Origin of the sequence: Sporosarcina sp. FSL K6-1540, assembly GCF_038620285.1 — a bacterium.
GTDB classification, from domain to species: domain Bacteria; phylum Bacillota; class Bacilli; order Bacillales_A; family Planococcaceae; genus Sporosarcina; species Sporosarcina psychrophila.
In genome coordinates this window covers 2,459,347-2,484,431 of record NZ_CP152018.1, presented here as the reverse complement: position 1 = coordinate 2,484,431, position 25,085 = coordinate 2,459,347, and the positions used below count along the sequence as shown (strand labels likewise).

The following is a 25,085-nucleotide window of genomic DNA, read 5'->3' as shown; positions in this document are numbered from 1 at the left end:
TTATGAAACAGGTTACTATTACCTTTACTGTATATTTACGATTTCATTAATTCATGGAATCTTGGTAAATCATCTTCATACTGACTTAGCCAGGTTCTTTCTACATCTAGGTGATTTTCTTCATCGAGTAGTGTTAAATATTCAAGTACTTTAAATAAATATTCGAGCCTTGACGGATTCTTTTCTTCCATTAACAACAACAGCCTATTGAGAAATGCGCTTAAAGCAAATGGATGAATATTTCGGTCAAATACTTTTTCTAGTGCTGTGTCATTTATGGTTTGTAAGAAACGTTTAGCATTCTCTAACTTATCTGGTTCATCAAAAATCAGATTTAATTCATTTGATATTATTTTATGTTGCTGCCCAATTTTTTTTATGTGTTCTAAACTCTGGGATTCGGATGTTGCTGCATATTTCTCCGCCAATACTTCAATTCTTTCTTGTATAGCATCCTTTTCAATATCCTCCATATTTAACTCATTAGCATATAACTCTTGCTCATTCACTTTAAGATAATGGGATATCTGCTTGACTCTCAAAAGCGGAATTTTTTCATCAGGATTATTTTCCCACATACTAACCATTGCTTTACTCACTTGAAGATGTTCAGCTAAATCCTTTTGAGTTATTCCTTTAATTTTTCTTATTTGCTTAAGATTATTCTTCATCTCAACTTCCTCCTTACTTACTATGATTTCATCATATACTTAACTTAACGTTAAGTAAAGCTTTATTTGAATTTTTTTAAAAGTACACAGTTATCATTTAACTAAGTTTCGTATCGTGAACTCTCAAAAAGGGGTTTCTCCGTAGAATAGTTCCGCACCATTGTTCAAATATCAACCCTTCTTTAACTGTAAAGCACCCCCCTAACAAATAAAAAAACACTCATCGTTAATCGTCTCAACTGTTTTACATTTATGAATCTGTCGTAATTCCTTTTTCCCTGCCGTATCTATCCCATCGGCTCTAATCATTGCGCTAACCCATTTTCAAGATTATATAGACGGTAAATGTTCCATTGATTCGTGTCCAACAGTGAAGCATCTTCTAACTACTCCTAATCATTAATCTTTCTGCTGCTTTAATTAATTACTCTTCTAACATTACTTCTGTTTTCTTTTCCATTTTTCTCTACTCCTTCATAAGTAACAATAATTCCATTGGTAACTCAATATTTACACGTCTTCCGCTTTGCTTGCTGCCGCCTCTCCCTGTTATTTCAACTCAATACTAATACTGTCGACAATCCATACAATTCCATTATTCCGACTCAATGTAACTTAATAGACAATAAGTTACATTCATTTTATTGATTTTATTAGTTTTATTTGTTTTATGTGCTATTCTAGGATTAACAATAAATATGTTACATTCAAATCGTTGAATCCATTGAGTTTATTAGGAGGAGAAAAAATGACAGTCAATAAGAAAACTGAAATCAAAGACGTGCAACCCATTCGGTCATTGGAAAAAATCGAAGATATGAAATGGTCACTTAAAAAATGGTGTGGTGAACGTGACTATATAATGTTTTTAATTGGAATTAATACAGGATTGAGAATTGGGGATTTGCTAAAATTCAAAGTAGTGGATATAAAAGGAAAGAAGCGTGTCGTAATATATGAAGGTAAGACCAAAAAGAAACGTGAAATTAATCTATCTAATATCTACGATGAACTGAACGCATACATAAATACGTTAGGAAACACTAAATGGCTTTTCCCTAGTCGTAAAGGTGACAATGCTATCAGTACTACACAAGCTTATAGGCAGTTTGTAAAGGCTGCTGAGATGGTTGATATTGAGTCAGTGGGATTACACACATGTAGGAAAACTTTTGGTTTCTGGTTTTATAAGAAGGAAAAAGATATTGCAAAACTACAATATATATTAAATCATGACAAACCCAGCACAACTTTATTGTATATCGGGATAACTCAAGAGGAAGTAGACGACTCATTGAGTACGTTTCTACTGTAATGTGCTATCGCTGAATTTGAACGTGTCTTAATCAATGATAGGACAGCAGAAGGAAGAGAAAGTGCTAAGGCACAGGGGAAACACATAGGAAGGAAAGGGCAGGATGAAAAACAAGTTAAGAAGGCTTTAAGCCTTTTTGCTGAGAGAGAAGAAAAGGGATTAAGTGTGAATGGTATCGTATAATTGACTGGCGCACCTCGTTGAACTATCTATGCCAAAATAAAAGAAGCTAAATAAATGTAACGGATTCTCTTTTGAGGGACAAAAGAGAATAGGGCTATTAGCAATAACACTTATTTCAACGACAAAAGAGCATCGGTGCTACAACCGATGCTTACTATTTTTGAATAAGTTTATTTCTTCAACTAAAGCACCTCGTTAGTTTAATAAGTGCTTACTTCATAGAATTTCTTACTTTTTCAGGAATCATCACTACCTCAGTTTGTAAATCTACAGGTTTATAGGTTCCATCAATACATTCAGCCCAATATTCAATGTGTTTTTTATCAATCCAATGTTCTGATTCATCGACATCAATTCCACCTGTCCCTTGAACAGAATACCAATACAAATATTCTTCTCCACTTAAAACTTCTCGAAATATCGTTTCTATGTACATTTTCTCGCCTTCAAGGGTAACTAGTACATCTTCCTTATGTTCATTCAAGAAAGCTAACCACTCATTTACTTTTTCTGTTTTACCTTGTTTTACTCGATATCGCGTGCACTCAATATTCACTGTGAATCGTTCCTTCCTATTTTTTAGTCCATATATAATTTACCACATTCTAACAGAACCAACCTTATCTCCTATTTCAACTAACCTGCTTCGTTAGTTGAAGAAGGATTATGAAAATCAGATGTTATTAAAGGATAATCATGCCGACTACGATAATTCTTTTCTCTATGGCTATGTTAAAGTTAATGGTTGGTTTTTATAGAAAAATGAGCTTGGAGAAGCATATCCAAATTCATTTTTAACAAAGGACAAGTTGTTAATGTTAATCTAAGTTCTCTTTTTCTATTTCTACACTTTGTTTTACCACAAAGGCATAGTTATAGTCTTCCTCATAGTGTTCCAGTTCTCCCCACGCCCATTCACCATTGTAAGCTCCCAGGTAGATTAATTCTCCATTGCGGATAATGACTTCAATCCCATGCTCTGGTTCCCACTCGCAGCCTCCTATTAAATGGACAACTGGTACCGAATTATCCTCTGGCTCATCTACAAGCATAGAGCCAAATTCTACATACTGAAGGATGTCCCTCATCTTTTCAATTTTAGGAGGCACTTGTCCAACCATTTCACAGAAGTCTTCGGAGTAAGTGATGGCTGCTTTGCATATATCTTCTATAAGGTTATCATCTATACTACTGAGAGACTTTGCACATAAATTGACATACTCAACGCTCACATCTTCTTCAATCCACACTTCTAAGTTCTTATCAAATAATTTAGAACGGACGGTTCCACTCATACCATGTTCTTCTTTGGATAGGTCTTCTATCACTTTCATCAACTCCTTTTCATTTCTTTCATGCATCATTATTTAAATATTGATAAAGTGAAGTCATACTATTTACTCCGATAAACTTCGGGTACGTCTAGTACTACGTAGCTTATTACCTTGCCCCTACTACTATCTCGTAACACCACTTCATAATATGGCTAAGTATGACTTTTCTTATTGAACTAACCTGCTACTTTAGTTCAATAAGAAAAAAGGCTTTACTCCTTCTTGTTGTAAAGCACCCGTTAGCTTAATAACTGACTGCTGCTAGCACTGCAATGCTCCACATAATAAGAGTAAACGATATTGTAAGCCAAAAAGTATTGACCGTAGTTTTTTCATCGTGTTTTACCTTTTTCAATATAGAAACCAAATTCAAACAAAATATAACGCACATGATAGGCATTAAAAAGACTCCTATTAATTGAAAAACAATCATATTCTCACTCCTTTGTAGTTGTTTCATTGTTCAACTAACCTGCTTCTAGCTTAAAAAGTATAAATGGCGACAAAAAATAAAAATGCTGCTGCAAGGATAGAAGATATCGCATTAGTTTTCCGTTTTGCTTGTAGTTCCGCAACTCCGGTAACCAACATAAGTACGCCTAGGAAAAACATCATATATGACATAAACTCAAAGTTTTTAGTAATTAGACTATAACCTGCTAGTGCCATAACAATAACCGATAAGATAATTCTTAGTATTTTCAACATATACCTTTGCCCCCATTAAATTCCTACACAAGTTCTTATTTAACCGTATCATATTGAACTCTATTTTTGTTTAAAAAATGGAACTCCTTGTTAACTAACCTGCCCCGTTAGTTCAATAAGAAAAAAGAGCTCCCTAAGAAGCCCTTGTTGTTGAACTAAAGCACCCGTTAGTTTGAAATCTACTAATGCTAAAACGTGACGTTATCCTTTTTTATTTACATATTTAACAAGCAAAAACAAAATTATTATAATAAGAACTAATGAAAAGATAATAGCCAGTATACTATCTTTACCAAATAAAGAATTTAACACAACATCAAAGGATGGAACACCTAACGCATAAAGTAAAGGTAATATAAAAAGAGTCACTGCTACCCCTGCAATAAATGCAATAACATAGTTTTTCTTTTTCATTAAAACTCCTCCTTGAATAGAATTCCTTCTTCAACTAAACTGCCCCTTTAGTTGAAGAAGAAAAGGGTGCTTAACCCCTAATTGAAGTAAAGCACCCGTTACTTGAAGAAGAATAGTCTTCATTTGCTATCTATCTTGTCCAACAATAACTTTCCAACTTCTTTTTTGCTTCTTAACAGGGAAAGTTAATTTGGTTAAATCTCCCTGTTCAATCAGTTCGATAGTTGCTTCAAACTCCGTTTCGTTTACCTTTTTAAGCTCTACTATTTTAGTATCAGTAACATCTGAGTGAATATCTTCGTCAAAAATACTTGAATATTGCTCTTTTTGCTCAGCTTTATCTGGAAATCTTATATCATCAGCATATTTTACCATTGATGATATATCCTTTGTTTCTACAGCTTGTAAGTAATTACTTACAACGGTTACAACTTTTTCATCAGTTGTTTTAGTTGAACAACCAACTAAAAATAGTAACAATAAAATCCCCAAAACTATAAACTTTCTCATTTTATTCCCCCCATTTCATTTAACTAGGAAAAACTATACCTCATAAGTAAAACTATACCATTCTTATTCAATTAATCTGCTTCGTTAGTTCAATAAGGAAAAATGCTTTACTCCTTCTTGAAGTAAAGCACCCCGTTAGTTTAAGAAGAAAAATGAAGATTATTCCACTTTTTCTATAGTGATTGTAGAAATTCTCACTGGAGCTATTTCCAAACCCGTACCATCATATCCGACTCTCACCTTATCACCTACTTGGAACGGTTCTTCTGCATTCGCAGGGAGATCAATTTCAACAGTTCCTGAAAGTTTATTATCGTTCGCTTCAATTTCAGAAACGTAAGCAGTTCCGCTACTATGGATTTCCTCGATTGTTCCTACAAAAGTTGCTTTGACTTTCGGATTCTCAGAACCGCAGGCAAATAGTAGACTAGCAACTACGGTAAAACAGAATAAAATAATCTTATTTCTCATTGCCACATTCCTCCTTTAAAACTCAGACAAGTATTTTCAAGAAATGTTACATTTTTCGTCTTAGAAAATTGCCCGATTGTTGAACATAAGTTAAACAACCTTGTTCAACTAAACTGCCCCGTTAGTTCAACAAGAAAAGCATTACTGTTGTTCAACTAAGCACCCGTTAGCGAAATTATTTATTGTACAAATTCAATAGTTTTAGCTGTTCTTTCAGAAGTAGTTCTTCCCATAATTTGCTCAACGAGATATAGTGCCATGTTAATTCCTGAAGAAACTCCACCAGAAGTTATGAGGTTACTATCGTGTACAACTTTGCTATCTGATACTACTCGAATATCAGGGTATTTTTCTTGTAATACTTTCAATGCTAAATGATGAGTCGTTGCTTTCTTTCCATCTAACAAACCAGTTTCGCCTAATATATATGCTCCAGTACAGACTGAGCATATATATTCAATACTATTATGTTTAATAATCCAATCTCTTATCTTTTGGTTTTTAACCACAGATTGTACCGCCCTTAAAGGTCCACCTGGAATTATTAGAATATCTAATTCAGGACTATTATCAATGCTAAAATCAGGTTCTACTTTTATCCCTGAATGAGTTTTTATTTGCATTCCTGTGTCTGTAATAGTCATTACTTCAAACGGTCTCGTTGGTAACAACTGCTTTTTGTAAAGGGTAAATGCTTGCTCAGCTTTATTATTGGCGGTTAATGATAAAACTTCAGCTGGACCAGCAAAGTCTAAAACATCTACAAAATCATAGAGCAAAATTCCAGCTTTTCTCTTTTTCATTATTATATCTCCTCTATCAAAACACTTTACTTGAGCATAACCTTAAACGCCTATTCAAGATACCCATTGTTTAACCACTTCTTCCGCTAAAATGCCCCGTTAGTTCAATATTCGATAACCAAAATCCGTATCAACAATTGGTTACATTTACTATTATTGTAACTTAAATAGTAATAACCGACACTATAATTATTTATTACTGCTCCATTAAGCCATCATAAACAATAGAAAATAAAAAGAATACAATCTAACGAAAGACTGTATTCTTTAAATTTAAGCGTTTAATCTAGCCATTCTACTTCTTCCACTATTATAATAAATAGTTAAATTATCATAGGTAGTCTCTCAAACTGCTTGCTACCTCTTCTACATCTAAATCTAAGTATTGAGTAGTTACTGCTAGGTCGGAATGACCTAAAGCTTTACTGATTAGTGCAATGCTTGCCCCCTTGTCTAATAAACACTTGGCGTACCCTCTCCGAATGGCATGTGCATTGATATTCTCAAGTCCATAACGCTTAGCATATTTGTTAAGCTGCTTAGAGATTGCACAGTTCGATGATTTACTTGTGTTCATTTGCAAACCGTTCTGCGTGATAAAAACATTTCGGTTATCTGTTCCAAAGTGGGAGCGGATACCATTATTTAATTTGATAAGCATTTTAAGTATATCTGCAAGCTCCTCATCAATGGGCAGCTTTAGGAACTTATGATTTTTCAAAGTTGAGCCATCTAGGTTCAGACATAGATTTTCAAAGTCGATATGACGCTCCCTAAGCTCGCCTAACGTCCGAATACGAATACCAGTCTTGTACATCAACTTAATCGCCCCAGCGTCTCTAAAACCAACAAATGATGTCTGGTCAATGAGTTCTAGAAGCTTGTCAATGTCAGATTCCTTTGCTCCCTTTTTGACCTCTTTATCAATCTTGATATGAATGCTATTCCAAAATTTCTCCTTAATCCAACCATTATTAAAAAACTTGCTGAGAACTGCCTTCGTGGACTTTAAGCGAATCAATTTTGTTGCAGAACTAACCTCTAGTACATCAAGGTAATAATAGAGAGCTTCCATTGTAATATCCTCTACATACCTAATCTTGCAAGTCGTAGCAAACTGTACAAAGATGTACTGATAGCTTTCAATTGTACGTTGTCTGTTCCCTGCAATCCTCATTTGCTGAAATACGGTATCAAGTGCCGCCTCAATTAGCATTCCTTCTCGTTCTAATACCTTCACCTTCGTCGGCATGACCACAACATCACCACCTACTGCAAATACTCCATTTTTTCTACCTCTAGACATACAAAAAACCTCCCAATCATTTTGATTAGAAGGTCTACGAACCATGAAATATGATAATTTACCGTAGGGAGCAGAAAAGGGATATTCAACAAGAGTTCAACTCCCGTTCAATATCCCTAGTCTTCAAAACCGTTGATACGACTGCGTTTATAGCAGTTTTAAATATGGAGACGGCGGGAGTCGAACCCGCGTCCAGAGGCTCTAACACTTAAGCATCTACGCGTGTAGATTGTCTATTTGGATTCGCGTGGCATTATGCCGGCAATCAGGGCGTCATGTACGCTATCTTGGAAGTCTCTTCCGACTGCCTCAAGAGGCAACAGCCGTCGTATCCCACTAAAGGTTGAGCCCTACAAATGCCACATGGGCGATGGAAATGTAAGGCAGATTCAACAGCTTACGCTGCGAATGCTAGGTTGTTGTTAGTTTTGCCTGTTATTATAAGGTGCCGTTTCTGACGGAGCCGAGCCCTCCGACGCGCAACTCAAGCTAAGACGACCCCTGTCGAATCCGTAACGTCCCCAAAGGGATGTCAGGAGAACCTATTTAAAGGCTTCTGAACTACTTGAACATTAATTAGTATACCACATTTCCATCAAAACTTCAATATTTCTGTCTATCTCTAAGTGCACGATCGATTTCACGCTTCGCATCTTTTTTCTTCAGATCTTGGCGTTTGTCGTAATCTTTCTTCCCTTTACCAACACCAATTAACACTTTTGCAAAGCCGTCTTTTAAATACATCTTAATCGGTACAATCGCAGATCCCTGTTCTTTCGTTTGTCCAATCAATTTGCTAATCTGTTTTTTATGAAGAAGTAACTTTCTAGAACGCACCGGATCATGATTGAACTGATTCCCGTGGTCATATGGGCTAATGTGCATATTGGTAATCCACGCTTCGTTATTGCGGATTCTTATAAACGCATCACGCAGTTGAACTTTACTGGTACGAATTGCTTTGATTTCAGTACCTTGTAGAACAATACCTGCCTCAATTGTTTCTTCGATTGCAAAATCATGATTCGCCTTTTTATTAACGGCGACTACCTTCCCCTGGCCTTTCGCCATTTCTTTCACCCCTTAATCAATTACGCCCCGGCGTAATTGCATCCAAATTTTGAATAGCGCTTATGCCTGCTGGACGCAGGTAAGCAACCTTTCAAAGTTTGTGACAATACAGCCGGAAGCAAAACTGCGGAGCGGCCTAGACCGCTCCTTCTTTACTTTTTCTTTTTAGGCTTAGGTTTAGTACCCGCTTTTTTCGCTGCGCCTTCATAGAACTTTTTCTTTTTACTATATGTGCCTGTTTTCTTTTTATCTTTTGATTTATCTCCAGATTTATTGTCGCCATCCTTTTTCTTTGCATGGATGACTTTTGGAGTTTCTTTACGTGTACGACGGAAGTCTTGTTTCATGCCAACGATTTCAAAATCGATTGTCGATTCTTCAGGCTTCACAGCAATAACTTTCACGGTTACTTCGTCGCCGAGTCTGTATTGTTTGCCAGAACGTTCACCAATCATCATCATTTGTCTGTCGTCAAATCGATAATAATCATCTGTCATATGACTAACGTGAACAAGTCCTTCGATTGTGTTTTCCAGTTCGACAAACAAACCAAAGTTTGTAACCGATGAAATAACGCCTTCGAATTCTTCGCCAATTTTGTCGAGCATAAATTGAGCTTTTTTCAGTGACTCTGTATCACGTTCTGCTTCAACTGCACGACGTTCCCGTTCAGATGTATGCTCTGCAATATCAGCTAATATCGCACTCCAATGCGCAAGTGTCTGTGTCGACATGTCTTTTTCAATTAGATATGTCCGGATCAAACGGTGGACAATCAAATCTGGGAAGCGGCGGATTGGTGCCGTGAAATGAGTATAGAATTCTGTGGATAAACCAAAGTGACCCAGACTTTGATCTAAATACTTCGCCTGTTGCATTGAACGCAGGAGCATTGTCGAAATAACTGTTTCTTCAGGTAGACCCTCAATTGATTCAACGATTTCCTGCAACGCTTTTGGATGGACCTTATTGCCCGTTCCTTTTACAACAACACCAAAGTTCGTTAGAAATTCGAAGAAACGTTGTAATTTCTCAGCTTTCGGATCTTCGTGAATTCGGTAAATGAACGGTACTTTAAGCCAGTGGAAATGTTCCGCGATTGTTTCGTTCGCAGCAAGCATGAATTCTTCTATCAGGCGTTCTGATACAGTACGCTCCATAATGACAACATCCGTTGGCCATCCTTTTTCATCAACAAGGATTTTCGATTCCTTGAAATTGAAATCAATGGCTCCACGATCTTCTCTCTTCTGTTTCAAAATAGCCGCGAGGTCTGCCATATGGTTAATCATAGGAACAACATGTGCATATTTCTCTGAAAGTTCTTCATCTTTTTCTTCGATGATTTTATAAACTTCATTATAAGTCATACGTTCTTTCGAGCGAATAACACTCTCAAATATTTCGTGCTCAACGACTTTCCCGTTGCGATCTATCGTCATTGTACAAGATAACGTAAGCCTATCGACACCTGGATTCAATGAACAGATTCCGTTCGATAATCTATGCGGCAACATCGGAATAACTCTATCCGTCAAGTACACGCTTGTTCCACGGTCATAAGCGTCATCACCCATTGCAGAATTCTCCGTCACATAATAACTGACATCCGAAATATGAACAGATAATATATAGCTACCATTGTCGTTTTTCACAACTGAAATGGCATCGTCAAGGTCTTTGGCATCCGCGCCATCAATTGTAATCGAAAGTTCTTCACGGAGATCACGACGTTTGAACAAATCTTCTTCCTGAACTTCTTCAGGTATTTTATTTGCCTGGTCTAGTACTGCTTGCGGAAAGTCAACTTCAATTCCATGCTTATGAATAATAGACAAGATGTCCACGCCAGGATCATTTCTGTGACCAAGGATTTGTGTCACCATACCTGTTGCTGATTTCCCGTCTACAGGCCAGTCTGTTATTTCAACAACGACTTTGTGACCGTCAACCGCATCAAGTGAATCTCCTTTACCGATGAAAACGTCCATTGGTAATTTTTTATCATCAGGAACAACGAAACCGAAGCCTTTATTGTTCTGGTACATGCCCACTACCTTTGTCGTTTTTCGTTCCACGACACGTGTAATTGCACCTTCACGTCTACCGCCTGATGTGGCATTAACGACACGTATAAGAACAGTATCTCCGTTCATCGCGCCATTTACTTCATGTGGTGGTATGAATACATCATCCATTCCTTCTACATCCGGTGCCACAAAACCAAATCCTTTTGCATGCCCGATGAATTTTCCACGAAGGAGATTCATGCCTTCTGGCACGCCATAACGGTTCGATTTCGAGCGAATAATTTGCCCTTTTTGTTCAAGGTCAACAAGCATTTTCACTAGTTCCTTAAACTCCGCCGCCTGTTCAAATCCCAGTACTTCCTGGATTTCCTGTACGGTTAGCGGCTTATACGATTCTTCTTTCATTAGAGACAGCAATTTTTGCTGTATGTCTTGTTCTAAGCTATCCAATTGCATCACTCCTTATAAGTCTATAGTATGGTCATTGGTCTTATCTTTCACTCATTCCAGTCCAATGATTCCAAGAATTTCAAAATATCTTCATGAAGTTTCACTTTTTCGGGTCCGAGTGTAATGACATGTCCCGATTGTTCATACCATTTAATATTTTTTATGTCTGATTCGGTATTGTCATAAATAATGTTTGCGGAATCGGTATCGATAACATCATCGTTTGTAGCCTGCACAACAAATAGCGGTGCATAGATGTGATCGATATGATCTCGTACATCATAGACAAGTGCACGAAGTTCTTCGAGAGAAGGCATATTTTGCGCACGTAATGCCTCTATATCTCTTTCGATGTCTTCTTCGGCTTTCCCTTCAAACTTCTTATACTCCCGTGCATATTTAAGGACACCTTCATACATAATGTCAGTTGTTCTCATCGACATTGGCGCGCACATTGTAACAATACCCTTCACTGGCTTGTTATACCCTAATTTGAGCGAAAATACGCCTCCTAATGACAATCCAGCAACTGCAATCTCATCGTATCCAGCTTCCTTTAATTGATTATAACCCGTAAGAACATCTTCCCACCACTCTTCGGGACCTGTGTGGATCAATTCTTCTGGGGGAACACCGTGGCCTTTGTAATGGGGTGCAAGCGAGGTGTAGCCTTCCTTTTCAAGAAACCGTCCCAACATCCGTACGTCCGCTGAGGTACCTGTAAATCCATGTAGCAGTAAAACTGCACGCTTCCCTCTTTCGAAAAAGAATGGTTTCGGTTGTGCAATTCTCATTTAGATCATCCTTTCTAAGAAAAGTGCAAGGCGCCGTTCAGCTCCGACAGGCATAAGACGGGCGGGCTAAGCGGCGTTCTTTGCCGAATAGTCTGACTGACTTATGTCCCGAGGAGTTGGCGCCTGGAGCTAGACACTAAGAAAAGTGCAAGGCGCCTTGGTAGACCCGAAAAGCGCTAGAGGGCCTTAAGATAAAGGCGCTCTTTGCCTTTAACTTAAGGACTGAAGCGACTCGAGGGGCTAGGCGCCTGGAGTCTAGACACTAAGAAAAGCGCAAGGCGCCCGCTAGACGCGACAGGCATAAGTCGATCCAGCGACGTGGCGCTCTTTGCCACATAGCTGGATTGCTTATGACCCGAGCGGCTGGCGCCTGGAGTCTAGACAACGACCCCAGTAGAAAACTTATACTTCCCTACTTTTAATAAAAAACGCCCGACCAGTCGGAAGGTCAGGCGATAATGGTCTATTTAAGATTATACTTTCATAATGACGATTGCCAATACGATAAACAAAACGGCAAGTACAACAGTGACCCGTTGAAGTACGAGGTCAAGTCCACGTGCTTTTTGTTTTCCGAAAAGTTGTTCGGCTCCGCCAGAGATGGCTCCTGATAGACCTGCGCTTTTCCCAGATTGCAATAATACGACTACGATCAATGATAGTGCTACGATTACGAGCAGTGTCATCAGCAAAGTATGCATTTTGTTCCACCTCCCGATTCGAACTTCACAACAGTTCTATTTTACCAAAAACAGACTGGTGTTACAACCTATTGTTCTAATTTTAAGACAGAAGTTCTCATAGTCACTCAGTGAGTTTCCACTCAATCTATTAAAAACCAAAGAAAAACCCGCCGAAGCGGGTTTTTAGCAATCATTATTTCTTCAAGTTATAAAACGTTTTAACACCAAGATACTCAGCAGTATCATCTAGCTGATCTTCAATACGAAGCAATTGGTTGTATTTCGCAACGCGGTCCGTACGAGATGGTGCACCTGTTTTGATTTGTCCAGCGTTTGTTGCAACTGCGATATCAGCAATTGTCGTATCTTCTGATTCACCTGAACGGTGGGAAATAACTGCCGTATAGCCAGCTCGCTTCGCCATTTCAATCGCATCAAACGTTTCCGTCAATGTACCGATTTGGTTCACTTTGATAAGGATTGAGTTACCAATACCCTCTTCAATTCCTCGTGCCAGTTTTTCTGTGTTCGTTACGAACAAGTCATCTCCGACAAGTTGAATTTTTTTGCCTAAGCGGTCCGTCAATAGTTTATGACCCGCCCAGTCATTTTCATCCAAACCATCTTCGATAGAGATGATTGGATACTTACTGCAAAGCTCTTCATACCAATCAACCATTTCTGCCGATGTTTTTACGATACCTTCGCCAGCAAGATTGTACGTACCATCTTCTTTATTGAAAAACTCAGATGCTGCAACGTCCATTGCAAGGAGAACTTCCTCGCCTGGTTTGTAGCCTGCTTTTTCGATTGCTTCAAGGATAATAGACAAAGCTTCTTCATTGGAAGATAAGTTCGGAGCGAATCCGCCTTCATCACCCACTGATGTATTCAAGCCTTTTGCCTGTAGAACAGTTTTAAGGGTATGGAAAATTTCCGCGCCCATACGAAGACCTTCGTGGAATGAAGTAGCGCCGACTGGCATTACCATAAACTCTTGAATATCCACGTTGTTATCCGCATGCTCGCCACCGTTTAGAATGTTCATCATTGGCACTGGCAATTGTTTTGCGTTAATGCCGCCTAGATATTGATAAAGGGGAATATCAAGATAATCAGAAGCAGCATGTGCGACAGCTATCGATACGCCAAGAATTGCATTTGCGCCCAATTTACCTTTGTTGGCAGTACCATCAATTTCAATCAACGCTTTGTCAATCGTCACTTGATCAAGAACTGAAAACGCATCTTCCAATTCCGCCGAAATAACTTCATTAACATGGTCAACCGCTTGAAGAACACCCTTGCCCAAGTAGCGATCCGGATCACCGTCACGTAGTTCTACTGCTTCATATTCGCCTGTTGAAGCGCCAGATGGAACGATTGCCCGACCAAATGCACCGCTTTCCGTAAATACTTCAACCTCTACTGTTGGATTTCCACGTGAATCAAGTACTTCTCTCGCTTGGATAAGTGTAATGATTGGCATGTCATTCTCCCCTTTTTAAAATAATGGTGTGCCGGTCATTTCTACCGGTTGTTCTACTTGTAACAATTTTAGCATTGTTGGTGCCAAGTCTGCGAGTTTACCGCCTTCGCGCAAACTAATTCCCGCCTTCGTAACGATAACCGGAACCGGATTCGTTGTGTGCGCCGTCATCGGAGCCCCGTCTTGCGTAGTTACTTCATCAGCATTTCCATGATCAGCCGTTACGATTGCCGTACCGCCTTTAGCATGGATTGCGTCGATAATTTTGCCAAGGCATATATCAACCGTTTCAATCGCTTTGATGGTTGGTTCCAGCATTCCACTATGCCCGACCATGTCGGGATTTGCGAAATTGAGAATAATTGCATCAAAACGATTCTCCTCAATTCCTTCAATAAGCGATTCCGTCACTTGGTAAGCACTCATCTCCGGTTGCAAGTCATACGTTGCAACTTTCGGTGAAGCTATCAAGATTCGTTCTTCACCTATGAACTTGTCTTCTCGTCCGCCACTCATGAAAAAAGTGACATGTGGAAACTTCTCGGTTTCTGCAATGCGCAGTTGTGTCAAACCGTTGCGGGCGATAACTTCTCCAAGAGTGTTTTCCAAGTTGTCACTACTATAAGCGACATCTGCAACAATGTCGTCACTATAATGTGTGAACGTCACAAACTTCAAATCTTTATATCTTTTCGTTCCTGTTTCAAATTCATCAAAAGTAGAATCTGTTAAGGCGCGTGAAAGCTGAATGGCACGGTCTGGACGGAAATTAAAGAATACAACCGCATCCCCATCTTCAACCGTCGCAACCGGTTTACCAAGTTCTTCAATAAGGAAAGGTACAACGAATTCATCATGAACGCCTTGCTTATACGACGCTAGTACGCCTGCAGTCGGCGTAGCTGCCGTTAAAGCAGCGCCTTCAACAATTGCACGGTAGACCTTTTCCAAACGCTCCCAGCGCTTATCACGATCCATCGCATAATACCGTCCTGAAATACTTGCAAACTTGCCAACACCCAACTCTTGCATGAATGTTTCAGTCTTTTCAATGTAATCAAGAGAAGATTGTGGGCTCACATCACGACCATCCAGGAAGGCATGGACAAATACTTTATCAAGTCCATTCAACTTCGCTAGGCGAAGAAGCGCGAATAGATGCTCATAATGGCTATGTACACCACCGTCGGATAGTAACCCCATCAGATGGAGTGCTGAGCCGTTTTCCTTCGCGTGTGTAACTGCTCTCAAAAGCGTTTCGTTATCGAAAAAGTCAGCTTCCCTGATTGACTTATTAATACGAGTCAAACTTTGATAGACGACGCGACCAGCTCCAATATTCAGATGCCCTACTTCAGAGTTACCCATCTGTCCTTCAGGAAGACCTACCGCCTCCCCACAAGCTGTCAGCGTTGAATGCGGGAAGTTGTTCCATAATAGATCGTAATTCGGCTTGTTCGCCTGTGCAACTGCATTTCCTAGCTTGTCATCACGAAGGCCAAAGCCATCCAAAATGATAAGCGCTACCGGACTTTTACTCATGTGCTCCAGCCTCTAGCAATTTCAAGAATGATGCAGGATCCAAACTTGCGCCGCCGACAAGTGCGCCATCGATATGTTCCATTGTGAGAAGTTCTTCAATATTGTCCGGTTTAACGCTACCGCCATATTGAATACGAATTTGGTCTGCAACTGTTTCATTATATAATTCGCCGATTGTCGTACGGATTGCTCCACATACTTCATTGGCATCTTGTGCAGTTGCTGTTTTACCTGTACCGATAGCCCAGATTGGCTCATAAGCTATGACTGCTTGTGCCGCTAAATCAGCGCTGACGCCTTCGAATGCTTTTTTCACTTGTCCCGCTACTAATTCAACTGTTTGTCCACTTTCCCGATCTTCAAGTGATTCTCCCACACAGACGATTGGCGTAAGCTTGTAGTCAAATGCAGCATGGACTTTCTTGTTGACGGATTCATCTGTTTCGTTGAAGTATTGACGACGCTCAGAATGACCCAGGACAACATAGCCAACGCCGATTTCTGACAGCATCGCTGGACTGATTTCGCCCGTGAAAGCACCTTCTTTTACGTCATGCATCGTTTGTGCACCAATACCTACTGCTGAACCTTTTGTAATTTGTACAAGTTCTGAAAGGTATAAAGCGGGTGGACAGATAACCGCTTCCATTTTTTCTGAAGCTGCTGCTTTTTCTTGCACTTCTATCGCGAAACTTTTCGCTTCTTCAAGAGACTTGTACATTTTCCAGTTACCCGCAATTATTCGTTTTCGCAAAATGTTTCCCCCCGATCATTTATCGTTCAGTGCAGTGAGGCCCGGTAGGTCTTTTCCCTCCATGAATTCAAGAGAAGCGCCTCCACCAGTTGAAATGTGATCCATTTTATCTCCTACGCCGAACTTTTCGACAGCAGCGGCTGAATCGCCCCCACCAATAACTGTATATGCTTTTGTTTCAGCCATCGCTTTTGCAACTCGTTGTGTGCCACCCGCGAACGGCTCCATTTCAAACACACCCATAGGCCCGTTCCAAATGATTAAGTTCGACTCTTTAATAACGTCTGCGTAAAGTTCAGCTGTTTTTGGTCCAATATCCAGACCCATCCATCCTTCTGGTATGGAATCGATATTCACGTTTTTTGTCTCTGCATCTTTTGAAAACGCATCCGCTATAACAACGTCGATTGGTAAGTATAAATTAACGCCTTTTTCTTTGGCTTTCTGAATAAATGAGTTCGCCAGGTCGATTTTATCTTCCTCAAGGAGCGAATCTCCTATTTCATGACCTTGTGCTTTTGCAAATGTATATGATAATCCGCCGCCGATAATCAAGTTATCCACTTTGTCTAATAGATGATCGATGACGCCAATTTTGTCTTTCACTTTGGCTCCGCCAATAATTGCTGTGAACGGACGGTCAGGCTCTGATAATGCCTTACTGAGAATGTCCAATTCTTTTTCAAGAAGGAGGCCAGATACAGCCGGAATATGTTGCGCTATGCCCGCAGTAGAAGCATGTGCACGGTGTGCAGCACCGAATGCATCATTGACGAAAACATCAGCGAGTTCCGCAAATTGCTTCGCTAGTCCTGCATCATTCTTTTCTTCTTCAGCATGGAACCTAACATTTTCAAGCAGAATGATATCGCCGTTTTTCATTGTCGAAATGGTTTCTTCCACTTCTTTCCCAATGGATGAATCGAGCTTTGTTACCGGCTTGCCAATCAATTCCGCAAGTTTTTCGCCTGCAGCAGTAAGCCGCATGTCTTCATTCACTTCGCCTTTTGGACGTCCTAAATGACTCGCGAGAATAACTTTCGCACCCTGAGCTACCATATAATTGATGGTCGGAATTGCTGCACGGATCCTTGTATCATCCGTTACATTCCCATCTTCCATAGGTACATTGAAATCTACCCGGCAAAAAACGCGTTTCCCTTCAAGCTGCATATCTTTCATCGTCTTTTTCGACACCATGAAAACGCCCACCTCCATATATACTAAAAAAAAATGAGGAACGGGGTAACCCCCGCTCCTCTTACCCAACTACATTATAAGGGGTTTTATTGTTTATGGCTATATTTAACTGAATTATAGACCTTTACCAAACATATAAAGTGCCAAGTCCACACAACGTGCAGAATAAGCTGATTCGTTGTCATACCAAGTAATTACTTTCACCATGTTGTCTTCAAGGACCATCGTTGAAAGACCATCTACAGTAGATGATGAAGTATTTCCGTTATAATCTTTAGAAACTAGTGGGAGTTCATTATAAGCCAAGAAACCTTTCAGCTCATTTTCAGACGCGTTTTTCAATGCATTGTTCACATCAGCAATTGTCACATCTTTCTCAAGTTCAGCGACAAAGTCAACGAGTGAAACGTTTGGTGTTGGAACGCGGACAGCCATACCGTCAAGTTTCCCTTTCAATTCAGGAATAACTTTTGTTACAGCTGAAGCTGCGCCTGTCGTAGTTGGAATCATGTTTTCTGCAGCTGCACGAGCACGTCTGTAATCCGAATGCGGTAAATCCAAAATGCGTTGGTCATTTGTGTACGAGTGAATTGTTGTCATTAGACCGCGTTTTATACCGAATTCGTTGTGAAGTACTTTTACAACTGGAGCAAGACAGTTTGTCGTACATGATGCATTTGATACGATGTTATCATTTGCCGGATCGTATGACTCGTGGTTAACACCCATTACAAGTGTCGTGATATCGCCTTTTGCCGGTGATGACAAGATAACTTTTTTCGCACCCGCTTCAAGGTGTTTGTTCAGTCCAGCTCTGTCCGTAAATACGCCTGTCGAATCAACGACAACGTCAACCCCAAGTGTGCCCCATGGTAGCGCTGCTGGATCTTTTTCTGCATATACTTTCACTCTTTTGCCATCGACAATAAGCGTGTCATTATCAAAACTGACTTCCGCGTCAAATACGCCATGTACAGAGTCATACTTCAAAAGATGTGCAAGCATTGCTGCATCCGTCAAATCGTTCACTGCTACAATTTCAATTTCCTCTTGTTTCAAAGCTTCGCGGAATACTTTACGTCCAATCCGTCCAAATCCGTTAATCGCAAGTTTCAAAGTCATAATATATTCCTCCATGTTGTTTTTTAGTTTATAGTTAAAAAATTTCTTATAGCTACATTTACACAAAGCCCATCTAAACCTATTCCCTGAAAATACCCGTCTTAGTCATTTATGCGTTTATTTATTGACGAGTATTTTCAGCATTTCAGTTGCTGCACCTTCATCAGTTACTAAAATCGTTTGTTTAGGCGCACTTGCCATATAAGCCAAGATAGCTTCAGCTTTACTGCTGCCGCCTGCGACTGAAATGATAAGCGGAATCTTCTCGAGATGGCCAGTTTGGATACCGATTGTCCGTAATCTGTGGACAACGTTACCATCCTGGTCAAAATAATAACCGAATGCTTCGCCTTTAGCTCCATTGTCTTGAATCATATCTCGCTCTTCTGTAGGCGAATTACGCATAATTGCCATAGTTTGCGCGTCGCCTACTCCATGCAGAACACAATCTGTTGTGTCATAAAGTTCAAGCATTTTCAAGACGGAAGGTTCTTTTCGGAACGCTTCATGGGCTTCTTCGCTTAACGACTCTGGATAATAAAATGTACTATACGTACCTCCACATGCCGAGGCGAAAGAGGCCGCAATGACATTCGCTTGCAAACCAATATCATCTCCTACACCGCCTCTTGCAGCGATGAATAGCAGATTATTGGTACCGCTAAACTTTTCGATATGAAGTGGAATCGATGCAATTGTACTTCCTCCAGTGACGGCGACTACTTTGCCTTCGTCAATTTTAGAAGAAAATTGTTTCGCTGCCTCCATACCAAGTAAGCTTTTCGAAGCGGTATCGGTATCGCAGTTACCTGCAACAACTTTGACTGATTGAATGCCAAGGAATTCCATTAGTCTCTTTGCAATAGACGTACGTCCCGACCAGTCTTCCATTGAAGACTCAAGAGCAAGTAAGACAGTCAATCCTTCAGTGGTGATTGAAGCTCCGTCTTTTGCAATAGTAATCAGATTTTGACCCCTTAGCGTATCCATCATGGTTCGCGTTTCCCGCTCCGATAAACCAGCCATCTGACCGAGTGGACGCCTTCCAATTGGACCAGCCATTTTTACAAGCTTTAATATCCGATATCTTTGCTGCATTAACTCCATCATTTCTGGTACGAGTTTACTCTGTGCATCCATCAAAACGTCCAATGGCTGCCCTCCTCTTTACCATAGGGACATTTAACGACCCTACATACTGAATAGCGTCCCACATAAAGCAAAAAAATATTTCTAACTTCATTATAGCTCTTTTCATTCGACTTTACAAACAATACAGCATTAATTATCAGAATAAATCAATGATATCAGCGTAGCCAATTGACCCGTAAAGCATCACATCGCCATCTTTTTCAATGACAGGAATCAAAAACATATATTTCTCATGACTTTCATCATCAGTTTCTATATCTACTATCGTCCACGTCAGCGGGAAATCCTCTTGGACAAGTTTCATCATTAATTCAGCTTCATCACAAAGGTGACAACCTGGTTTTGTGTAAAATGTCACATGCACTTTAATGCACCTCATTACTTTTATAATACCTTTAGTATAAATGAATAACAGGTGGTATGCACAGGATGTTGCCTGTGCATGCCGCCCATTATTCTTTACCAGCTTCGGCCTGCTCCGCCACCACCGCCGGAACCACCGCCACCGAAACCACCAAAACCGCCGCCGGAACTACCGCCACCACTTCTGCCCCCAAAAGAACCAGGGAAGAAAATTGGCCCTCCGCTACGCCGTCCGCCCGAACCACCTCCGCCTCCTCGGCCTCCTCTATTACTGATGACACGGAAGACAATGTAAATAATGATGAAAAGGATGACGGGGAATGGAATACCGAATCCCCCATCACTTGAGTCGGAATCTATAGTTGTGACGGGCACATCCGCGCCATCCCATCCATATTCAGCTGCGATTTCATTGTAGAATGATTTATATGCTTCCATGATCGCCATGTCAGGCTGTTGCTTATTCAAATAAGGAACAGCTACTTCATCCATTATACTTCCGACTTTTCCGTCCGGAAGGGCACCCTCTAATCCATACCCGACCGATAGTTCGAAATGTCGTTTACCATCGGAATTTTTCTCTGTTGTAACAACTAGCAAAGCTCCGTTATTTTTTTCCTTATTGCCTAATTTAAATTCCCTAAGCTTCTCTACTGCATATTCCTCAACTGGCTTATCGCCTATGCTCGGGAGGATCAATACCGCAAGTTCCGCTGTCGTAGCATTATTTAATTGAATCCCATATTGCTCAAGTTCCGCTTTCTGTTCAGCGGACAACACATTCGCAGTATCTTGAACGACCGGAACAGCAGCATCAGCCGAAAACACTGCTGAGTTTAACGATGTAAAAATAATCAGACATGCCGTCACCAGTATGCGGACAGCTTTTCTAATCATTCCTTGTCATCTCCAAAATCGACATTCGGCGCTTCATTTGCAGCTGCATCGGCTTTAAAGTATTCCTTTTCATCATATCCGAAAATAGATGCAACGATTTTTCCGGGGAATCTTTTCACTTGCCTATTGTAATTGGCGACTACGTCGTTATAATCCTTACGCGCAACGCCCAGACGGTTTTCAGTTCCGGCCAGTTCATCCATCAGCTTAGTGAAATTTTCATTTGCTTTTAAATCAGGATAATTCTCAACGACGACAAGAAGACGACTAAGCGCACCCGCTAAGTCAGCGTTTGCATCCGCTTGTTCTGCGGGCCCATTTGCTCCGGCAAGTCTTGCACGGGAATCTGCAATGTCACTGATAATCTCTTTTTCATGGCTCGCGAAACCTTTAACCGTGCTTACCAAGTTCGGTATCAGATCGAGCCTCCGTTGTAGTTGATTTTCAACTTGTGCATACGCCTGGTCCACATCTTCTTCTAAATTAACGAATTTGTTATAACTTGGAACCAGTATCATAGCCAAAACTGCAAGTATGATTACGATTACCGCAATTGGTCCTAAAACTTTTTTCATGTTAACACTCCTCACGAGTTAGTTACTTTCATTTACCCTCTCGAACACCGTGCCGAAACTTTTTCTACAGTAGTATATACAGTATGACGATTGAAAAGGTTTCATTTATTCTGCGGCAACGTTTTTTAGCCACCAAAAAACCGGCTTCCCATAGTGGAAAGCCGGCTTTCGTAGAACTTATTTAGATTCAGGTTTAGTTTTAGCTCCGTCTTTCATGTCACTGCGTGTAATAATATGGTCAATTAAACCATATTCTTTCGCACGTTCAGCTGTCATGAAATTGTCGCGGTCCGTATCTCTCGCAATTACTTCAACCGATTGGCCAGTACGCTCAGCAAGAATCAAGTTTAGTTTTTCACGAGTGAAAAGGATATGTTTTGCAGCAATTTCAATTTCTGTTGCTTGCCCTTGTGCTCCACCTAATGGTTGGTGAATCATTACTTCTGCGTTAGGAAGCGCATAACGTTTCCCTTTAGTACCCGCCGCTAGTAGGAACGATCCCATAGATGCAGCCATTCCCATACAAATTGTTTGGATGTCAGGTTTGATGAATTGCATTGTGTCAAAAATCGCCATACCAGCAGTGACGCTTCCCCCGGGGCTATTAATGTAGATGGAAATATCTTTATCCGGATCTTCTGCTTCTAAAAATAGGAGTTGAGCAACGATAGAGTTCGCAACGTTGTCATCGATTCCACTTCCAAGCATGATAATACGGTCTTTCAATAGACGTGAATAGATGTCGTAAGCACGCTCACCGCGGCTAGTCTGTTCAATTACTGTAGGTATTAGATTCATTCTATTTCCTCCTTCAAGCTGGATAGTGTTGTCTACCTATTGAAACATAACTTCGTTTCAACTGTAACTTTATCATACATAGTATGGTCAACGAAGGTCAAATATAACGCTTTCAAAATAAGCATTGCATTCATTGACCTACACCAGTATAATAAGTCTAGTCTGCTGCAAAAGATAGCCGATTTGTAACGCCCTCGTGGTGCAACGGATAGCACGTGAGCCTCCGAAGCTTAAGATGTGAGTTCGATTCTCGCCGAGGGCATATGATTACAACAATTTTACCCGTCATTGTTCATTCAATGGCGGGTATTTTCTATTCCCAATCACCACGAATTCAAAACGCACCGGTTACAGTCATCCACAGAAATAATTGACCGGGTGATGAGAATATGAAAAAACGAAAACAAATTGATTCAGCGCTAATAAACGACATTCTAAGGGTTACCAATCTAGCCAAGCCGCAAACAATTCTATCGACTCAATCAGTCATTGACGAATTCCACCGATTCAACATGGCGAAAGGTTTGTCGGAATGGACAATTTCATCTTATGCAATGCGAGCGTGGGGTAAACGAATGTACGGAAGCAAACAGTATGAAGAACGACTAGCCAAAAGAAAAAAAGTATTCATCCGCATAATTTTTCACATGGAAGCATAATTGTGATATAGAAGTTAAATAATATTGTTGATGATTCATTAATAAGAAAGACCATTTACGGTCCTTTTTTGAAGTATTCTTCTTCGCCTAACGAATCCATTAGTTTAATAACTTTCAGCAATATGAACAATTTTTCGAATAACTAAATTAACTTTCTCGTTGTCTTTAATTACAAACAAATGGTCCGCTTCATTTTCTATGTAACGTTGCACATTCTATAGAGATATTGTCATTTATAAGTTTTCACTTTAACTCTTGACCTTTAATAAAACTCAAATGCTCTTTTTTTGGTTTTTCTCCGGTTTTGAGTGAAGCGAAAAATCGTTCTTTCCTATCTTGAATAAAATAAATAAGCAAGGGTGTATGCTACATGCACCTCAGTAGACATAACACCTGTTCACGGAAAAGGCAGCTGATTTGTATAATAATCATATTCAAATCCACCTTTGATACTTGTAAAATCATCCTTACTATATATCTAACAGAATATCGATAATTCTACGACTAACTAGACGATGGATAGTACTATCAAAGTTTAACAATACAGCTACACCCATTCTTTCTTCCGGTACTAACGAAAGTAACGCTCGTACTGCTAATTGACCTCCCCCATGTTCTATAATTGTTTGCCCCTTATATTTTTCTATAAACCAGCCTATTCCATAATAAATCGTATTATCTTCATTATTCCAAGGTTTTGATACGAGACTTACTGGTTTTTGCATTTGTTTTTTACTGTACAGCTCTAGATTAGCAGGTGATGAAAAGTTCAAGTGAAACAACATATATGAAGCTAATTCATTTGCTGTTGAATATAGAAAACCTATGGGTGCCGCAACCGGGTTCATTGGATAGGGAGTTTCATTTTTTTCAAACCCTAAATAATATTTAGCATAGTTGCTATCCTCAATAACGGCTTGGGAATCCCATGTAGTCCGCTTCATATGCAACGGTGTTAGTACATTATTCCTCAGATGAAACTCCCAATTTTCCCCGGTCACTTTTTCGATTAGATCACCAAGAATAACAAAGGCGTCGGTACAATAATTCCAACCCTCTCCTGGAAGATATTCTAGGTCTACTTTACGAAACCACCGAGTGATATCCTCTCTAGATTGTATGCTTGCTATCTCCTGTTCTGACAAATTGTAATGAGCTAAAGCTTCACTCCACTCAGTTGGGGTGTCTGAATAAACTTCCATCACATTGGGAGCAATTAAATTTGCAATGCCTAAATCGGACGGAAATCCAGCCGTATGACTTAGTATATGTTTTACTGTGATTTGGTCACTCAATTGTTTGTCTTGTGTTCTAAAATATGGTAAGTAAACAACAAGTGGTACATCAAGATTAATTAATCCTTTTTCAGCCAGTTGCAAGATACAGGTTGCAACAAAGTTCTTTGTTACACTCTGTATACTCATGATGGTGTCCTCATCAATCGGCTTTTTAACTGGTTCAAGTTGAGAATAACCAAATCCTTTGGAAAAGATCACTCTATCTTCTTTTACGATTGACACACTCATGCCTACTGTATGTTCTCCCATAATATCATTTATCATATTATCTATCTTTTTAATTCTATTAGTTAATGTCTCCATTATTTCTCCATTTCTTAAATAAATACTAAGTATCCCTTCCGATTCTATCCGTTAAACAAATGATATTTAATATTTCAAGTAAAACATAATTATCAGCTTATTGTTCAATTATCCTGGATCGTTAGTTGAACAAAAATCATTGTTTGTTTTTATTACCTTTTTCAAACAAATAAAGGGTTAATAATACCCC

General features: G+C 39.8%; 26 protein-coding genes, 1 tRNA gene, 1 other RNA gene and 1 pseudogene. 4 read left to right on the top strand and 25 right to left on the bottom strand.

The features are described 5' to 3' along the window. Positions 1-35 precede the first annotated feature (35 nt). The gene (locus MKY15_RS11665; protein WP_342537600.1) at positions 36-671 is read right to left on the bottom strand and encodes a helix-turn-helix transcriptional regulator; all 636 of its coding nucleotides are present in this window, start codon (positions 669-671) and stop codon (positions 36-38) included. Positions 672-1,419: 748 nt separating this feature from the next. Here MKY15_RS11665 and MKY15_RS11660 point away from each other — a divergent pair. Both MKY15_RS11660 and MKY15_RS11655 read left to right on the top strand, forming a co-directional pair. Beyond that, positions 1,420-1,986 (top strand): tyrosine-type recombinase/integrase, encoded by a 567-nt coding sequence (locus MKY15_RS11660; RefSeq protein ID WP_342537599.1) that lies wholly within the window; start codon positions 1,420-1,422, stop codon positions 1,984-1,986. 3 nt (positions 1,987-1,989) lie between these two features. Further along, a pseudogene (locus MKY15_RS11655) lies at positions 1,990-2,169 on the top strand (recombinase family protein); the annotation flags it as partial. A gap of 211 nt (positions 2,170-2,380) precedes the next feature. Here the strand turns inward: MKY15_RS11655 and MKY15_RS11650 are convergent. The 23 genes from MKY15_RS11650 to clpP all read right to left on the bottom strand — a co-directional run bounded on the left by MKY15_RS11650 (position 2,381) and on the right by clpP (position 22,635). Next, positions 2,381-2,725 (bottom strand): DUF6176 family protein, encoded by a 345-nt coding sequence (locus MKY15_RS11650; protein WP_342537598.1) that lies wholly within the window; start codon positions 2,723-2,725, stop codon positions 2,381-2,383. Between the two features lie 262 nt (positions 2,726-2,987). Further along, positions 2,988-3,497 carry a hypothetical protein gene (locus MKY15_RS11645; RefSeq protein ID WP_067206581.1) on the bottom strand — a complete coding sequence of 170 codons (510 nt, stop codon included), beginning with the start codon at positions 3,495-3,497 and terminating at the stop codon, positions 2,988-2,990. Between the two features lie 489 nt (positions 3,498-3,986). Then, a complete protein-coding gene (locus tag MKY15_RS11640) occupies positions 3,987-4,211 on the bottom strand; it encodes a DUF3953 domain-containing protein (RefSeq protein WP_187047213.1) in 225 nt (74 codons plus the stop codon). A 201-nt stretch (positions 4,212-4,412) separates the two neighbouring features. Further along, entirely contained in the window at positions 4,413-4,625 is a 213-nt protein-coding gene (locus MKY15_RS11635; RefSeq protein WP_342537597.1) for a hypothetical protein, read from the bottom strand. 126 nt (positions 4,626-4,751) lie between these two features. Then, positions 4,752-5,135: a hypothetical protein gene (locus tag MKY15_RS11630; RefSeq protein ID WP_342537596.1), complete on the bottom strand. Its 384-nt coding sequence runs from the start codon at positions 5,133-5,135 to the stop codon at positions 4,752-4,754. A 159-nt stretch (positions 5,136-5,294) separates the two neighbouring features. Further along, on the bottom strand, positions 5,295-5,606 hold the full coding sequence (locus MKY15_RS11625) for a hypothetical protein (protein ID WP_340742757.1): 312 nt from the start codon (positions 5,604-5,606) through the stop codon (positions 5,295-5,297). A gap of 179 nt (positions 5,607-5,785) precedes the next feature. Further along, entirely contained in the window at positions 5,786-6,409 is a 624-nt protein-coding gene (locus MKY15_RS11620) for a DJ-1/PfpI family protein (RefSeq protein ID WP_342537595.1), read from the bottom strand. A 331-nt stretch (positions 6,410-6,740) separates the two neighbouring features. Beyond that, positions 6,741-7,715, bottom strand: coding sequence for a site-specific integrase (locus tag MKY15_RS11615; RefSeq protein ID WP_342537594.1), 975 nt, complete (start codon positions 7,713-7,715; stop codon positions 6,741-6,743). A 162-nt stretch (positions 7,716-7,877) separates the two neighbouring features. Continuing rightward, positions 7,878-8,238, bottom strand: a transfer-messenger RNA (tmRNA) gene (ssrA, locus tag MKY15_RS11610). A gap of 80 nt (positions 8,239-8,318) precedes the next feature. Further along, on the bottom strand, positions 8,319-8,786 hold the full coding sequence (gene smpB, locus MKY15_RS11605; RefSeq protein WP_067206031.1) for an SsrA-binding protein SmpB: 468 nt from the start codon (positions 8,784-8,786) through the stop codon (positions 8,319-8,321). Positions 8,787-8,938: 152 nt separating this feature from the next. Next, on the bottom strand, positions 8,939-11,221 hold the full coding sequence (gene rnr, locus MKY15_RS11600) for a ribonuclease R (protein ID WP_231885816.1): 2,283 nt from the start codon (positions 11,219-11,221) through the stop codon (positions 8,939-8,941). 92 nt (positions 11,222-11,313) lie between these two features. Next, positions 11,314-12,060 carry a carboxylesterase gene (locus MKY15_RS11595; protein ID WP_342537593.1) on the bottom strand — a complete coding sequence of 249 codons (747 nt, stop codon included), beginning with the start codon at positions 12,058-12,060 and terminating at the stop codon, positions 11,314-11,316. Positions 12,061-12,533: 473 nt separating this feature from the next. Continuing rightward, a complete protein-coding gene (gene secG, locus MKY15_RS11590; RefSeq protein ID WP_067206024.1) occupies positions 12,534-12,761 on the bottom strand; it encodes a preprotein translocase subunit SecG in 228 nt (75 codons plus the stop codon). A 175-nt stretch (positions 12,762-12,936) separates the two neighbouring features. Then, on the bottom strand, positions 12,937-14,232 hold the full coding sequence (eno, locus tag MKY15_RS11585; RefSeq protein WP_187046684.1) for a phosphopyruvate hydratase: 1,296 nt from the start codon (positions 14,230-14,232) through the stop codon (positions 12,937-12,939). Between the two features lie 15 nt (positions 14,233-14,247). Next, complete coding sequence (gene gpmI, locus MKY15_RS11580) at positions 14,248-15,774, bottom strand: 2,3-bisphosphoglycerate-independent phosphoglycerate mutase (RefSeq protein WP_342537592.1); 1,527 nt, start codon at positions 15,772-15,774, stop codon at positions 14,248-14,250. Continuing rightward, positions 15,767-16,528, bottom strand: a complete 762-nt coding sequence (tpiA, locus tag MKY15_RS11575) for a triose-phosphate isomerase (protein WP_187046683.1) — start codon at positions 16,526-16,528, stop codon at positions 15,767-15,769. The genes gpmI and tpiA overlap by 8 nt, the downstream gene beginning before the upstream one ends. Positions 16,529-16,543: 15 nt before the next feature. Beyond that, the gene (locus MKY15_RS11570) at positions 16,544-17,725 is read right to left on the bottom strand and encodes a phosphoglycerate kinase (protein ID WP_342539744.1); all 1,182 of its coding nucleotides are present in this window, start codon (positions 17,723-17,725) and stop codon (positions 16,544-16,546) included. A 117-nt stretch (positions 17,726-17,842) separates the two neighbouring features. Next, on the bottom strand, positions 17,843-18,850 hold the full coding sequence (gap, locus tag MKY15_RS11565; protein WP_067206007.1) for a type I glyceraldehyde-3-phosphate dehydrogenase: 1,008 nt from the start codon (positions 18,848-18,850) through the stop codon (positions 17,843-17,845). A gap of 117 nt (positions 18,851-18,967) precedes the next feature. Beyond that, positions 18,968-20,002, bottom strand: coding sequence for a sugar-binding domain-containing protein (locus MKY15_RS11560; RefSeq protein ID WP_082786484.1), 1,035 nt, complete (start codon positions 20,000-20,002; stop codon positions 18,968-18,970). Between the two features lie 136 nt (positions 20,003-20,138). Then, positions 20,139-20,366, bottom strand: a complete 228-nt coding sequence (locus MKY15_RS11555; protein ID WP_255428579.1) for a glutaredoxin family protein — start codon at positions 20,364-20,366, stop codon at positions 20,139-20,141. Positions 20,367-20,461: 95 nt separating this feature from the next. Further along, complete coding sequence (locus MKY15_RS11550; RefSeq protein ID WP_342537591.1) at positions 20,462-21,262, bottom strand: TPM domain-containing protein; 801 nt, start codon at positions 21,260-21,262, stop codon at positions 20,462-20,464. Continuing rightward, positions 21,259-21,837, bottom strand: a complete 579-nt coding sequence (locus tag MKY15_RS11545; RefSeq protein WP_342537590.1) for a LemA family protein — start codon at positions 21,835-21,837, stop codon at positions 21,259-21,261. The genes MKY15_RS11550 and MKY15_RS11545 overlap by 4 nt, the downstream gene beginning before the upstream one ends. Before the next feature lie 177 nt (positions 21,838-22,014). Further along, positions 22,015-22,635, bottom strand: a complete 621-nt coding sequence (gene clpP / locus MKY15_RS11540; protein WP_067206000.1) for an ATP-dependent Clp endopeptidase proteolytic subunit ClpP — start codon at positions 22,633-22,635, stop codon at positions 22,015-22,017. A gap of 190 nt (positions 22,636-22,825) precedes the next feature. Here clpP and MKY15_RS11535 point away from each other — a divergent pair. Further along, positions 22,826-22,897 (top strand) — tRNA-Arg (locus MKY15_RS11535). A 127-nt stretch (positions 22,898-23,024) separates the two neighbouring features. Beyond that, positions 23,025-23,294, top strand: a complete 270-nt coding sequence (locus MKY15_RS11530; RefSeq protein ID WP_342537589.1) for a hypothetical protein — start codon at positions 23,025-23,027, stop codon at positions 23,292-23,294. A 470-nt stretch (positions 23,295-23,764) separates the two neighbouring features. Here the strand turns inward: MKY15_RS11530 and MKY15_RS11525 are convergent, their stop codons facing one another. After that, complete coding sequence (locus MKY15_RS11525) at positions 23,765-24,895, bottom strand: serine hydrolase domain-containing protein (protein WP_342537588.1); 1,131 nt, start codon at positions 24,893-24,895, stop codon at positions 23,765-23,767. Positions 24,896-25,085: the final 190 nt, after the last annotated feature.

Excerpts from the sequence above, each read along its gene's own strand:
- gpmI (WP_342537592.1), bottom strand. The coding sequence starts at position 15,774 with ATGAGTAAAAGTCCGGTAGCGCTTATCATTTTGGATGGCTTTGGCCTT.
- MKY15_RS11525 (WP_342537588.1), bottom strand. The coding sequence starts at position 24,895 with ATGGAGACATTAACTAATAGAATTAAAAAGATAGATAATATGATAAAT.
- MKY15_RS11615 (WP_342537594.1), bottom strand. The coding sequence starts at position 7,715 with ATGTCTAGAGGTAGAAAAAATGGAGTATTTGCAGTAGGTGGTGATGTT.
- MKY15_RS11550 (WP_342537591.1), bottom strand. The coding sequence starts at position 21,262 with ATGATTAGAAAAGCTGTCCGCATACTGGTGACGGCATGTCTGATTATT.
- eno (WP_187046684.1), bottom strand. The coding sequence starts at position 14,232 with ATGCCAATCATTACACTTATCCAAGCGAGAGAAGTACTTGATTCACGT.
- MKY15_RS11640 (WP_187047213.1), bottom strand. The coding sequence starts at position 4,211 with ATGTTGAAAATACTAAGAATTATCTTATCGGTTATTGTTATGGCACTA.
- MKY15_RS11595 (WP_342537593.1), bottom strand. The coding sequence starts at position 12,060 with ATGAGAATTGCACAACCGAAACCATTCTTTTTCGAAAGAGGGAAGCGT.
- rnr (WP_231885816.1), bottom strand. The coding sequence starts at position 11,221 with ATGAAAGAAGAATCGTATAAGCCGCTAACCGTACAGGAAATCCAGGAA.
- MKY15_RS11660 (WP_342537599.1), top strand. The coding sequence starts at position 1,420 with ATGACAGTCAATAAGAAAACTGAAATCAAAGACGTGCAACCCATTCGG.
- gap (WP_067206007.1), bottom strand. The coding sequence starts at position 18,850 with ATGACTTTGAAACTTGCGATTAACGGATTTGGACGGATTGGACGTAAA.
- MKY15_RS11545 (WP_342537590.1), bottom strand. The coding sequence starts at position 21,837 with ATGAAAAAAGTTTTAGGACCAATTGCGGTAATCGTAATCATACTTGCA.
- MKY15_RS11635 (WP_342537597.1), bottom strand. The coding sequence starts at position 4,625 with ATGAAAAAGAAAAACTATGTTATTGCATTTATTGCAGGGGTAGCAGTG.
- MKY15_RS11625 (WP_340742757.1), bottom strand. The coding sequence starts at position 5,606 with ATGAGAAATAAGATTATTTTATTCTGTTTTACCGTAGTTGCTAGTCTA.
- clpP (WP_067206000.1), bottom strand. The coding sequence starts at position 22,635 with ATGAATCTAATACCTACAGTAATTGAACAGACTAGCCGCGGTGAGCGT.
- MKY15_RS11530 (WP_342537589.1), top strand. The coding sequence starts at position 23,025 with ATGAAAAAACGAAAACAAATTGATTCAGCGCTAATAAACGACATTCTA.
- secG (WP_067206024.1), bottom strand. The coding sequence starts at position 12,761 with ATGCATACTTTGCTGATGACACTGCTCGTAATCGTAGCACTATCATTG.
- MKY15_RS11665 (WP_342537600.1), bottom strand. The coding sequence starts at position 671 with ATGAAGAATAATCTTAAGCAAATAAGAAAAATTAAAGGAATAACTCAA.
- MKY15_RS11620 (WP_342537595.1), bottom strand. The coding sequence starts at position 6,409 with ATGAAAAAGAGAAAAGCTGGAATTTTGCTCTATGATTTTGTAGATGTT.
- MKY15_RS11630 (WP_342537596.1), bottom strand. The coding sequence starts at position 5,135 with ATGAGAAAGTTTATAGTTTTGGGGATTTTATTGTTACTATTTTTAGTT.
- smpB (WP_067206031.1), bottom strand. The coding sequence starts at position 8,786 with ATGGCGAAAGGCCAGGGGAAGGTAGTCGCCGTTAATAAAAAGGCGAAT.